Raw genomic sequence first — 12,295 nt, forward strand, 5'->3', positions numbered from 1 at the left:
CCTGCAGGGGGTATCCACCACAATATGTGCCCCTAATTGCTTAGCCTATTCGAGGACAAATACCATGAACATGGATATTGCCAGTGATGAGATGACCCTCTTTCGCGACATGGCGCGCCGCGCGTTCGAGCAAGAGATCGGACCTCACTTTGAAACATGGGAAGAAGAACACCTAGTACCTCGTGAATTTTGGAACACCATGGGCGCAGCGGGCTTACTCTCCCCCGACGTCGATGAAGCTTATGGCGGCGCCGGTACTGCACCCCATGTCACACTGATGCTCATCGAAGAACTCTCTCGCATGGGATTTGGCGGTATCGCAACAGGCTACGGCATCCATTCCAATATTGTGGCGCCCTACATCAGCCGCCATGGCACCGAAGAGCAGAAGCAGCAATGGTTACCAAAAATGGTCAGCGGAGAAGCCTTCGGCGCACTCGCCATGACTGAGCCCGGTGCTGGCTCTGACGTACAAGGCATCCGCACCAATGCCGTGCGAGACGGTGACGAATGGATACTCAATGGCTCAAAGATCTTTATCACCAATGGCATTCACGCAGACATCGTCGTTGTCGCTGCGATTACCGATCCCGGTAAAGGAGCAAAAGGCACATCGCTCTTTTTGGTAGATACGACCCTACCCGGATTTGAGAAGAGCCGTAAGATCGAAAAAATCGGTCAGCACACCTCAGACACTGCACAACTCTTTTTCCAGGATGTACGGCTTCCGGCGAACGCCCTTCTGGGAGAAGAGAACCGCGGCTTCGTCATCATGATGGAGGAGCTGCCAAGAGAACGTCTCGGTATTGCAGCACAGGCGGTCGGCGCCGCTGAGGGCGCTCTGGACATCACCGTCGATTACGTAAAGGAGAGAAAAGCCTTCGGACAAAGCATCGGAGAATTTCAAAACACTCGCTTCAAACTTGCGGATGTAAAAACCCAGATTGGACTAAGTCGCGCTCTCTACGAGCAATGTGCTGACGAATACGCGGGAGGCGCACTTACCGCTGACAAGGCCGCGATGCTAAAGCTAGCTTCCTGCGAAATGCAATGCAGCACCATTGACGATTGTTTGCAGTTATTCGGCGGCTACGGCTATACAGTTGAATATCCCATTTCGCGCTTTTACACCGATGCGCGCATCCAACGCATTTATGGCGGGTCCTCAGAGATCATGCGTGAACTCGTAGCTCGTACGATGTTGGGGCGCTAGGGCCTGAAGCAAACCGTTCTTCTTGCCGGCGCTACCGGCTATATAGGCTCTCGGGTAGCCCGAGAGCTCTTACAACATGACTACGCAGTTATCTGTCCCGTGCGGGATAGTCAAACAGTTGCTGCGAAGGCACTGGATGCCTTCGCAGCTTCCAACAATCGGGGGCGCCTCACTCTTTGCCCTGTAAACCTACAGGACTCAGCAGACCTGAATGACGCCCTAAAAGCCTTTCAGGTCGATAGCATAGTCTCTTGCATCGCCAGTAGGAGCGGTGGCGTGAAAGATAGTCATGCGGTCGACTACCTTGCCAATCACGCGCTCCTAGAGTGGGCACTTGGCAATAACGTCAGACACTTCACACTGCTGTCCGCTATATGCATACAGAAACCGCGACTGGCATTTCAGTTCGCCAAGCTGAAATTCGAAAACGAACTGGCCGCGTCAGGAATAGCTTATACAAGCGTCCGAGCTACAGCATTTTTCAAATCCCTGAGTGGGCAGCTCAAGCGAGTCCGTGAGGGAAAGCCTTTTCTTATGTTTGGAGACGGCACGCTCACTCGATGTAAACCGATCGCCGAGGCTGACCTCGCCACATTCATACGGTTGAGCCTGGAGTCTAAGAACCTCCGGGGGATACAGGCTATTGGAGGCCCGGGGCCTGCGATAACACCATTAGAACAAGCGCAGCTTTTAGCACAGGTCACAGAGCAACCCCTGCGCACTCGCAGTATCAGTCCAAAGTTACTCAAGGCGATCGCAGCGATACTCGGCGTGCCCGCTCGCTTGTCACAGAGGCTTGCCGACAAAGCAGAGTTTGCCCGCATCGGACACTACTATGCGACGGAGTCAATGTTGCTCTGGAATGCGGCTACAGAAAGCTACGACGCAGACGCCACCCCCGAGTTCGGCACTATCACTCTGGAAGAGAGCTATCGGGCACAGCTAGCGGGTATAGAAGATCAGGGGCTTGGGGATCAAGCGGTGTTTCGCTGATATCCGAAGATGACCCAAACACATACTCTCTTGCAGAAGCAGCTGGATTAGGGTTCTATTAAGGGGACACGTGGTCATTCTTGACAGTGCTTTAGAAAACAAACAGGAGAAGTTGTATGTCTAAGAAGTTACTTGCAACCGGTTTAGCGGTACTCACGCTTAGCGCAGCGCCCGTAGCGCTGTCCCACTTGGTGAAAGAAGAGGCCATGCAGTCCTATCGCCAATCTTACTTCACGCTGATCGCCATGAACTTTGGCCCCATGGCAGCTATGGTCAAGGGTGATATGCCTTGGGATGATGCAAAAATGTTAGCGCTTGCCGAAGACTTTGCTGCTGTTGCCAGTGTAGACGTAGCTCGCGCATTTGGCCCAGGCTCAGATAAAGGTACAACTCGGGCCAAACCTGAAATCTGGGAGAACACCGACGACTTCCTGGAGAAGTACGCCGCACTGCAGTCAGCTGCTGAGGGGCTTTTAGCCGCTGCTCAAACTGGCGACCGAGGAGCCATCGGTGGTGCCATTAAAGATACCGGCGGTGCCTGCAAAGCCTGTCATGATGAGTACAAGTCTAAAGACTACTTGTACTAGGCCGTTCCAGGCCTTTAGCTCGTTATCTTTCTGCCATTCTGCCGGGGCGCTTTGCGCCCCGCTGTTCGCCATACATCTCGGTATCCTCTCGCCACCATCCCCAATTACCAGTAGTAATCAGAAACCGGGGGAGCGGGTGCAAGTTCAAGCAGCGCAAACAGCATACCCGCGAGTAAGATCGCGATAATTAGCGCTTTATACGCCGGTTGCGCTGGCCCTGTTCCAACGCGCCCCTCTGTTTTCCCTATCACCATAGGCTTCAAGAGTCTCTCTTTGCGCACCCGCTCGTAGTAAAGAACGGAGGCGACGTGGAGAGCGATGAACCCGAGAAGCACATTGAAGATTATTTCGTGATACGCCGCTAAGGCATCGCTTATCCCGGCATCAAATACATAGTAGAAAGGGCCTGTGTACAAAACATCGTCGGTATTCACCGTCCCCGTAAGCGCCTGCGCCAATAAAAGAATCCACAGCAACAGCGCTGACCAGCCTCCCGCAGGATTATGACCAGGGGTGGTACTGGGCCCTCCGCGAAAGTGCGCAAGTACATCCTTCGGTCCGCGCACAAAGTCTCTAAATCTTGATTGGGGAGAACCCACAATTCCCCAGCAGAGCCGTGTTAACACCGCAAGCAGCAGCGTTAGACCTAACCACTGATGAACCTCCTGATACCCTTCCTCCGCTGTCCACCAGCTCGCTGGAAGCAGCAGCAAGATCAACCAATGAATCAATCGAACCGGCAAATCCCATAGCGGGTGCTGCTTCTGCAACGCCAAATCGGGCGACGTATTGTTTTCGTCGTTTTGTGTTCGGATAGTTGGCAAAGGATTAGTCCTGAGGATACAAGGGCGGCTCGCTCACACCTTCGTATACATATTGCCAGCTGGCATTAGACAGAAATGCACGATGTCGCGGGCCCTCCGCCTCTAAGTCACCACTTTCGTAAGCAGCATCACCGGGATAAAGCGTGGCAAAAGCGCCCTCTCCTTCCAGCGGGACCAAGAGCGGCAGCACGCGCGGACACGGCGTCTCACGCTCTCCCGCGAGAGCCTCCGATGCGGTGTCATACCGTGCGATAGCGCATAGGGTGATAAACGTCGGCGGCATCATGGGTAGCTCCCCGGCTTTGTGAGTCGCCAAAGCCTGTTTTACTCCGATCCATTGATAGTCGTGTATCTCACTACCATCAATCACCACTTCGGAGTCCGGGGCTACTTCGCCGGCAAAAATCCACGTCGAGAAGCGCTTGCGTTCTCCCACAGGCGTCGTCCAATGGCTGACGAGCACCATCGCTTCGGGGTCAGGACAAACACCTGCTTCTTCTTCGGCCTCTCTTGCAGCGGCAACTCTTGCCGCCTCATCAGGGTCATTACCGCCCTGCTCTCGATCAGCGTCGTCCACGGCGCCGCCTGGGAACACCCAAAAACCGCCAGCAAATGCAAGCGCCCTATTCCTACGCACCATTAGTACTTCCATTTCCTGCTCACCGTCACGGAGCAGGACTACGGTACTTGCGGGCCTGATTTCAACACTCATTTCCCCATCAACTCCATCAGGCCCACGACTGTGGCTTCCACACCCAGGGTGACTGCAGGCTCCGGCGCAATCTTAAACAGCGGGGAATGATGGGACGGGACAGGCTCACCGCCCGCAGCCGCGGCGCTGAATGCTTCCGGAGGTGTTCCTCCGACGGCAAAGTACGTACTGGGAATATAGGGCTCTGTGGTGAAAAATGGGAAGTCCTCGGAGCCCATGGCCTTGCGTTTTTTGTCCCACAGTACGTCGTCCCCAAAGCGCGTTTTCCATACGCCGCGAAGACGCTCTGTCATAGCGAGGTCGTTTGCCGTCACGGGCACAGACTCGTCAGAAACAATTACTTCAGGCAGCTTATCGTCGGGCAATCCGGCGACGCGTCCCATATTGACGGCTACACGGCGGATTCCATCCAGCAACAACTCACGCGTCGCCGGATCGTCATTTCGCACCGTCAGTTTTAGATGCGCCCTGTCAGAAATAATATTGTTCTTAGTGCCTGCGTGGAACGCACCGACGGTAATTACCCCAGCATCCCGGGGTGGCAGAGTACGGCTCACCACCGTTTGTAGAGCCAATACAATTTGTGATCCAAGCACGACCGGGTCCACACCTGCATGTGGTGCCGCCCCATGGGCGCCAATCCCATGGACTATGATCTCCACGGTATCACCACCCGAGTAGGCCGCCCCCATAGCCGCTGACAGCTTCCCGGTGGGGACCGCTGATGTGACGTGAAATGCCATAGCCATATCCGGCTGACCAAAGCGTTCCCAAATACCATCTTCCATCATGGCTTCGGCCCCCGAGATCCGCTCTTCAGCCGGTTGCCCGATGAGCATTAGCGTACCCGACCACTGGTCACGCCGAGCCATCATTTGCCGGGCGGTACCCACAAGGCTCGTAATATGAACGTCATGGCCGCATGCGTGCATAACAAACACTTCGTTCCCATCCGGGTCTGTCTGTTTTGCGGTAGAGGCATATTCAAGGCCGGTTTTCTCCTCAACTGGCAAGCCATCCATATCTGCACGCATCATCACCAATGGGCCGGGACCGTTCTCAAGAATAGCCACAAGTCCTGTTCCGCCTATGCCCTCGGTAACCTCGAACCCTGTGTCACGTAATTCTGCCGCTAGGCGCGCCGCTGTTTTATGTTCCATAAACGACAGTTCAGGGTTTTGATGAAAGTACACAAACAGCTCTCCCAAATGACTGTCGTAATCTTTGGAAATCGCGTCACTGAGGGAATCTGCAAAAGGTAAAGAGGAATAAGAAAGCCCGGATGCGAGGGCTAGTGCGAGAAGCTGGCGCTTCATAATGGTACTCCTTCCATTGAGTATTCGTTCAAATTTAAACGTTGAAAATAAACACTGCTGTTGAGTTGATTCTTAGCGCATAGACATAGAAACATCGAACCCCAGCTGCTGAGCGTGCTGCCGCGCTTGCTCTTGCTCGTCCCCTGTTCGGCTGCTGATCCAGAGATTGCTCGACCTCGTGCCGCTCCTGCAAAACGCGAATACAGCACGAGAGTCATCGAAAAGCGCGGCCATCCTTGCCAGATCATCGCCCGGGTAGTTGAAGGCATTGAGAGGGTAATAGTGATATTCGAGCCCGGCGGCTTCCGCCGCCGCCTGCAGCTCGTCAGACCCCGGCTGCCCGATAGCCTCGCCATCGGGGCGGTTATTGATGACGACTTTATACCCAGCTTCAGCGATGGCCGCCATATCCGCGGCTTGTATTTGAGGTGAGGCAGCAAGGCTGTCGGTGAGTTTGACGTAACGGGGGCTATCCTGCATGCGTATGCTCAGCTCTTTTTATGGACGTGTGAAGGACCAAAGTATATCCCGCGGTCAGCAGCGGCAACAGCCGGAATCTTGATTGTCATACAGCGTTTCAGCAGTCAGAAGGCTCCGTAGCCATCAAGAATCAGCTTGATTCCAACGATCACCAGAAAGAACGAGATTATCTTGTAGTAGACCCTTGGGTCAGAAATTTGCACCAGCTTTCTTCCCAGTAAAACGCCTAAGGGGGCGATGGGCACGAGTACTAAAGAATTTGAGAGATTCTCTGTCGAAAACTGTCCCAGCGCGTAATAGGCAGGGAGCTTGACGATGTTCACCACCGCAAAGAACAAACCTGCAGAGCCGGCATAGATAAGCGGTGGCAGTTTCTTGGGCAAGAGATACATTGCAAAAGGAGGGCCGCCAGCATGGATACTAAAACTGGTGAATCCGGATAGCGCACCGATGAGCGTCGCGCTCCAGCGATTATGCTCCTTGCCCAGCGACGACAACCAACCGACGAGGGTCTGCAGCCCGAACACCAGAGCGACGACACCTACGAGCAAGCGCATCATTGCATCGTTAACAGAATCTGCCAGCAGATAGCCTGCAAGGAGGCCCAGCAAGGCTCCTGGAATTAATAACCGCAGTGCGCGGGAATCATACTGACCGCGGTAGCTGTAGACCACCACCATATCCATTACCACCAGGATTGGCAGGAGAATCGCCGCTGCCTGCGCCGGCGGCATCACCAACGCCATCAGGGGCACTGCCAGGATCGCCACCGCCCCACCGAAGCCTCCTTTGGCTACGCCGTACAAAAGTACTGCGGGAATGCTCACCAGATAGAACATTGGGTCTTGCGGTAGCACCCGTTAAGCCACTAAGCCAAACTGCTCATTGAGTATATCTAGCAAAGCCTCTCTAGGCTTTTCGATTGTCGATAAGGGTTTGCCCAAGATACGCTCCGCCTGCGCGGCATAGGTTTCAGACAAGGCATCGAAAAACTCATCCGGAACCGCGTTATCTCTAGCGTACGCGCTGCGCTCGCTCATACGAGCGGGGTCAAGGAGCATATCCTTGTCACTGACCCACGACATTAAGGACTCTCGAAATTGCTCCTTGCTGTGCTCTTTGGGTTCTCCGCGCTCCCAATCCTGTCGACGCCAAATGCGCGATGAATCTGGAGTGCCAACTTCATCCATGTAGATGAGTTCGCTACCGCCGGCGACAGAGGGTGCGATACCAAACTCGAACTTGGTATCTACAAGTAGCTCGCCCTGCTTCGAAAGTTCATTCTCGATCGTCGCAAATCCCGAGCGTAAGGCATCAACACATTCGTCCAGTTGCGCTTCACTCTGCAAGCCAAATGCACCGTAGTGACTCTTCAGGGCGTCAGGGGACACAGGCGCGTCATCTGTATCAGGAACCCCGGGAATACCGCGAATGATTCCCTTGGTGGACGGCGTGAAAAGCAGCGACTCTAATCGCTGAAACTGTTTGAGACCGTCGGGTAATGCAACACCGCCAATATGCCGCTCACCCCGCGCGTAAGCGCGCCAAAGCGACCCGGTAATGTAGCGCCGGGCGATAGCCTCAATCATGAGTGGTCGCGCCTGACGGACGATCCACACCATCGGATGGGGCATTTCAAGCAAGTGATGAGAAACAAGGCTCCGATCGTTAAACGCCGCGAACCAATGAGCCGCAATCGCGTTTAATGCCGCGCCCTTGCCCGGAACTCCGCTGAAACTTTCACTGCACCAGAGGCAATCAAAGGCAGATAAACGATCAGAGATCACCATTACCGCCAAATCACTGTGCGGCGCTAGTTCGTAACCTCGCTCTTGAATAAGGCGCTGGGAGTCTTCTGGACGCAGGAAATACACTGAACGTACCTTCCCGCTATGCACCGGTCGCGCAACGGTGATAGGGAGATCATCACTGACTGTTAACACCGATGGAGAATTCATATGACGTTCGCTGCATGCATGATGGAACGGCCGCGTCAGGCCAGCGACAAAAAGAAGCTGGCAATTGCCGCACTAAGCAGGTTGGCAAGAAAACCTCCTAACACCGCACGAAGGCCTAGTTGTGCGATGAGAGGACGGCGCTCGGGTGCCAGCGTCCCGAGACCACCGATGAGTATCGCGATAGAAGAGAGATTGGCGAAACCACAAAGCGCGAAAGACACCACGGCCTGAGCATGATCGCTGAGCAGCGACTTGTCCTCGTAGAATGAGCCAAAGGCAACAAACTCGTTCAGCACCAGCTTCTGGCCAATGAGATTTCCCGCGACCGCTGCCTCGTCCCAGGGCACGCCCAATAAGAAGGCCATTGGCCGAAACAGATTCCCCAGCAACAGCTCAAGCGAGAGAGCATCCCAGCCCACCAAGCTACCCAGCCCTCCCAACAAACCATTCACCAGCGCAATGAGACCCACAAAGGCAAGCAGCATTGCGCCTATATTGACCGCGAGAGAAAGGCCGTTACCGGCTCCCGTAGCAGCTGCATCAAAAACGTTGACGCTCTTTTCGATAGAAAGATCCAAAGTCTCTTCGGCCTTTGCTACCAACCGCTGCTCAGGGACCAATAACTTGGCCATCAAAAGCCCACCGGGAGCAGCCATAAAACTTGCCGCCAAGAGGTAACGCATCTCTACCCCAAGCGCCACGTAGCCCGCAAGCACCGATCCCGCGACTGTCGCCATGCCGCCGACCATCACTGCGAAGAGTTCAGAGCGGGTCATGGACGCGATATAGGGCTTAATTACCAACGGCGCTTCTGTTTGGCTGACAAACACATTCGCCGTCGCTGACATCGACTCCGCAGGACTGGTGCCCAAAAGTTTTTGCAAGGCACCACCGAGGATGCGAATGACCCAACCCATCACTCCGATGTGGTAAAGCACAGCAACGAGTGACGAGAAAAAGATAATGATCGGCAAAACATGAAAGGCGAACACAAAGCCCACCTCGTAGCGACCAATATCGCCAAACACGAAATCGATCCCGGACTGCCCGTAACTGATCACACGAGCCACCCCGGCTGACAATGACTCGAGCACCGCCCGCCCTGCGGGCACATAGAGTGCTAGGCCCCCTATGCCCACCTGCAACAAAAACGCGCCCCCCACGGTCCGAAGAGAAACAGCACGACGATCCAGCGATAACAGCCAAGCTATACCGACAAACAGTACGATCGCCATAACCGCAAGGAGCGCTGTAGACACGCTGCTCACGTTTTCTCCTCACTCTGGAAAACAGACAGCAGCATGTTCCGTACTATGTCCAAAGCAACTCGGTTACGCCCTCCCCGTGTGATGACCATATCGGCATGGCGGACGCTTGGCTTAATAAACTCGTGGTACATCGGCCGCACGGATTCTTGATACTGATCCGTGACCGAATCCAGACTTCTCCCCCGCTCCTTCACATCACGAGCCATACGTCTTAAGAGACAAATATCCAGAGGCGTGTCCATGTAGAATTTTATATGGCAGGCTTCACGGAGAGCTCTGTGTGTAAGGAGCAAAATACCTTCAACGATAATCACTGGGGCGGGCTCAATGCCCACAGTCTCTTGCCGCCGGTTATGTACCGTGTAATCGTACATAGGCGATTCTACGGGCTGCCCGGCGCTCAGTGAGCGTAAGTGGCTTGCCAGCAAATCCTGCTCAATAGCTTCAGGATGGTCGTAGTTAACCTTCTCACGATCCTCGAGAGCTACGTGAGACTGATCACGGTAGTAAGCGTCCTCTTTGATAAGCACGACGTCGAGCTGCGGGGCATCTCGCCGCAACTCAGCGCATAGCGTCTCCGCAAACAGACTTTTACCCGAGCCCGAGGGACCGGCGATGGCAATAACGAAGGGTTGCACCGAATACGTGCCCTTAACAGGAATGGAATAGGCGCCCAGTCTATCTGCTGAAAGCGATCACCCCAAGTCTCTAAATCGTCTTCGATAACTCAACCACCGTGCAACATTGGCATTGGCGATCTTTCTTAAGAAACTTGGGGCTCTGCGCAGGCTCCGTTACACTGCCGCGCGACTTACAACGACTTTAAAATGGCCACTATGCGACCACTCTCTTCTTCAACACTGCCTGCCCTTGCTTGCCTCACTGTCATGTCCATCGCGGTATCGTCCATAGCTCAAGGCGATGACGAGGCTGCCTCACGCATCGAGCAGGTCATCGTGAGTGCGACCCGCGAGCCGGAGATAGGCTTAAACCTCGCCCTGCCCTGGTCTCGTATTGACGATGACGCCCTCTTGTTAACAGGCGCCGTGCACATCAATCAGGTGATGCAACGAGCTCCAGGAGCATGGATATCTCGCGGTAATGGCCAGGAGAGTCTCATTGCCTTGCGATCGCCTGTTCTCACCGGCAGCGGCGGCTGTGGTGCTTTCTATACCGCCTGGGACGGCATCAGTTTGCGCGCACCGGGGTTTTGTAATGTCAATCAGCTGTTTGATGTAAACAGTGAACAAGCGGACGCTATCGAAGTGGTCCGGGGGCCTGGCACCGCGGTGTATGGCGCGAACGCTGTACACGGAGTGATCAATACGCTCACTGCCGATCCTCGCGAGGGTCCACAGAACGCTTATGCGATTGAAGCGGGGCCCGACGACTACTACAGGGTACGCGGCGAATTTCGTGCGGAACATGGCGCCCACGCAGTGGGCGTCTACTTCAATGGCGTTACCGATGGCGGGTACAAAGACAACGCGGGCTTTGATCAGCAGAAACTCACGCTCCGCCACGATTTTCAGGGCGACGTTTGGCAAGTAACCAATGCCCTCGAGGCCACCAACCTCAATCAAGAGACCTCGGGATTTGTTGCGGGTTTTGAAGCCTATAAGGATTCCAACCTAAAGAAAGTTAACCCCAACCCCGAAGCTTATCGTGACAGTTTTGCCCTTAGAGCCTATAGCCGCTGGCAACGTGATACGGATGTGGGCCAACTGAGTATCACCCCGTATCTTCGGCGCACCTCCATGGAGTTTCTTCAGCACTTCCTGCCCTGGCAGGCCACAGAGAAAAATGGTCAGGAAAGCCTGGGGCTCAGAGTTGCGCTTAGCGATAGCTCCGAAACCTTCAGTTGGAGCACGGGCGTAGATATCGATGCTACGCGGGGCTGGCTTCGAGAAGTTCAGGACGATGATTTCAGCCCTAATCAGCCTGCGGGCGTGCACTACGATTACGAAGTCGACGCCCTGTCTGCAGCTCTTTATGCGCAGGCAAATTGGCAGCTAAACTCGCGTGTGGGACTTGCCGCTGGCGTTCGACTGGAGCAAAACAGCTACGACTATGACAATCAAACCGGCGACGGCTCCGCCTGCGCACCCGAGGCCAGCGCCTGTAGGTTCTTTCGACCCGCTGACCGGGAGGACGACTTTAGTAATGGTAGCGTCAATCTGGGAATCACCTATGCTCTGAGTGATGCGCACCGCGTCTACCTTCGAGGCTCGCAAGGCTTTCGACCGCCTCAGGCAGCGGAGCTCTACCGTCTGCAAGCGGGACAAGAGATCGCCGATTTAGACAGCGAAACCATCACCAGCGTTGATCTCGGTGTCAGAGGAAGCTTCGGTGGTTTTAGCTACGACACCTCGGTCTACGCCATGGAAAAGAGTGATGTCATCTTTCAGAACGCGGACCGACAGAATGTCAGCGGCGCAAAAACCAGCCACGAAGGCATCGAGTTCAGTTTCTACTGGAACGGGGAATCCGGGTGGTATGCGGGTGTTGACGGGAATATTGCCCGGCACCGCTATGACAGTACTGCCAACTTGCTCGGTTCGCGGCTTGATATCGAGGGCAACGATATTGATACAGCTCCCAGACAGTTTGGTAGCGCCCGACTCGGCCGTGATTTTTCCCTACAAAACAATCGCAGCTTGCGTGCCGAACTCGAGTGGGTACACATGGGAAGCTACTACCTTGAGCCCGATAATCAGCACGAGTACGAGGGGCATGAGCTACTGAACCTACGCCTCGCGCTGGCATTGAATAAGGGATTTAGTACCACTCTGCGCGTCACAAATTTACTGGATGAAGATTACGCCGAGCGTGCAGATTTTGGCTTTGGATCCTACCGCTACTTTGTAGGGCAACCTCGAGGCGTGTTCTTGGAGTTCGCCTACCGCCCTGAGTAAGCCTACGCATCCCGGCGCAGGGGAACGAA

At 54.7% G+C, this 12,295-nt stretch carries 12 protein-coding genes; 4 read left to right on the plus strand and 8 right to left on the minus strand.

The features are described 5' to 3' along the window. Positions 1-64 precede the first annotated feature (64 nt). The 3 genes from R0137_RS12660 (at position 65) to R0137_RS12670 (ending at position 2,793) form a co-directional block, all read left to right on the plus strand. Positions 65-1,213 (plus strand): acyl-CoA dehydrogenase family protein, encoded by a 1,149-nt coding sequence (locus R0137_RS12660; RefSeq protein WP_407326772.1) that lies wholly within the window; start codon positions 65-67, stop codon positions 1,211-1,213. Between the two features lie 42 nt (positions 1,214-1,255). Next, positions 1,256-2,206: an NAD(P)H-binding protein gene (locus tag R0137_RS12665; RefSeq protein WP_407330019.1), complete on the plus strand. Its 951-nt coding sequence runs from the start codon at positions 1,256-1,258 to the stop codon at positions 2,204-2,206. 116 nt (positions 2,207-2,322) lie between these two features. Continuing rightward, positions 2,323-2,793 (plus strand): c-type cytochrome, encoded by a 471-nt coding sequence (locus R0137_RS12670; protein WP_405270134.1) that lies wholly within the window; start codon positions 2,323-2,325, stop codon positions 2,791-2,793. A 104-nt stretch (positions 2,794-2,897) separates the two neighbouring features. Here R0137_RS12670 and R0137_RS12675 read toward each other — a convergent pair whose 3' ends face one another. The 8 genes from R0137_RS12675 to udk all read right to left on the minus strand — a co-directional run bounded on the left by R0137_RS12675 (position 2,898) and on the right by udk (position 9,989). After that, the gene (locus R0137_RS12675; RefSeq protein ID WP_407326773.1) at positions 2,898-3,617 is read right to left on the minus strand and encodes a cytochrome b/b6 domain-containing protein; all 720 of its coding nucleotides are present in this window, start codon (positions 3,615-3,617) and stop codon (positions 2,898-2,900) included. 4 nt (positions 3,618-3,621) lie between these two features. Continuing rightward, positions 3,622-4,329: an NUDIX hydrolase gene (locus R0137_RS12680; RefSeq protein ID WP_407326774.1), complete on the minus strand. Its 708-nt coding sequence runs from the start codon at positions 4,327-4,329 to the stop codon at positions 3,622-3,624. Further along, entirely contained in the window at positions 4,326-5,645 is a 1,320-nt protein-coding gene (locus R0137_RS12685; RefSeq protein WP_407326775.1) for an amidohydrolase, read from the minus strand. The genes R0137_RS12680 and R0137_RS12685 overlap by 4 nt, the downstream gene beginning before the upstream one ends. Before the next feature lie 72 nt (positions 5,646-5,717). Continuing rightward, the gene (locus R0137_RS12690) at positions 5,718-6,125 is read right to left on the minus strand and encodes a TIGR01244 family sulfur transferase (protein ID WP_407326776.1); all 408 of its coding nucleotides are present in this window, start codon (positions 6,123-6,125) and stop codon (positions 5,718-5,720) included. Positions 6,126-6,229: 104 nt separating this feature from the next. Next, a complete protein-coding gene (locus R0137_RS12695; protein WP_407326777.1) occupies positions 6,230-6,982 on the minus strand; it encodes a sulfite exporter TauE/SafE family protein in 753 nt (250 codons plus the stop codon). Positions 6,983-6,985: 3 nt separating this feature from the next. After that, positions 6,986-8,083, minus strand: coding sequence for a phosphoribosylaminoimidazolesuccinocarboxamide synthase (gene purC / locus R0137_RS12700; RefSeq protein WP_407326778.1), 1,098 nt, complete (start codon positions 8,081-8,083; stop codon positions 6,986-6,988). A 35-nt stretch (positions 8,084-8,118) separates the two neighbouring features. Then, positions 8,119-9,351, minus strand: a complete 1,233-nt coding sequence (locus R0137_RS12705; protein WP_407326779.1) for a NupC/NupG family nucleoside CNT transporter — start codon at positions 9,349-9,351, stop codon at positions 8,119-8,121. Continuing rightward, positions 9,348-9,989 carry a uridine kinase gene (gene udk, locus R0137_RS12710; protein ID WP_407326780.1) on the minus strand — a complete coding sequence of 214 codons (642 nt, stop codon included), beginning with the start codon at positions 9,987-9,989 and terminating at the stop codon, positions 9,348-9,350. Before udk ends, R0137_RS12705 begins: the two co-directional genes overlap by 4 nt. Before the next feature lie 189 nt (positions 9,990-10,178). On the opposite strand from udk, the gene R0137_RS12715 reads away from it, so the two are divergent. Then, a complete protein-coding gene (locus R0137_RS12715) occupies positions 10,179-12,266 on the plus strand; it encodes a TonB-dependent receptor (protein WP_407326781.1) in 2,088 nt (695 codons plus the stop codon). The last annotated feature ends 29 nt before the right edge of the window (positions 12,267-12,295 follow it).

Source organism: Congregibacter brevis (assembly GCF_045689245.1).
Classification (GTDB): domain Bacteria; phylum Pseudomonadota; class Gammaproteobacteria; order Pseudomonadales; family Halieaceae; genus Congregibacter; species Congregibacter brevis.

Bases quoted from the DNA above. Each gene is read 5' to 3' on its own strand.
- purC (WP_407326778.1), bottom strand. From the start codon at position 8,083: ATGAATTCTCCATCGGTGTTAACAGTCAGTGATGATCTCCCTATCACC.
- R0137_RS12660 (WP_407326772.1), top strand. From the start codon at position 65: ATGAACATGGATATTGCCAGTGATGAGATGACCCTCTTTCGCGACATG.
- R0137_RS12685 (WP_407326775.1), bottom strand. From the start codon at position 5,645: ATGAAGCGCCAGCTTCTCGCACTAGCCCTCGCATCCGGGCTTTCTTAT.
- R0137_RS12670 (WP_405270134.1), top strand. From the start codon at position 2,323: ATGTCTAAGAAGTTACTTGCAACCGGTTTAGCGGTACTCACGCTTAGC.
- R0137_RS12690 (WP_407326776.1), bottom strand. From the start codon at position 6,125: ATGCAGGATAGCCCCCGTTACGTCAAACTCACCGACAGCCTTGCTGCC.
- R0137_RS12715 (WP_407326781.1), top strand. From the start codon at position 10,179: ATGGCCACTATGCGACCACTCTCTTCTTCAACACTGCCTGCCCTTGCT.
- R0137_RS12680 (WP_407326774.1), bottom strand. From the start codon at position 4,329: ATGAGTGTTGAAATCAGGCCCGCAAGTACCGTAGTCCTGCTCCGTGAC.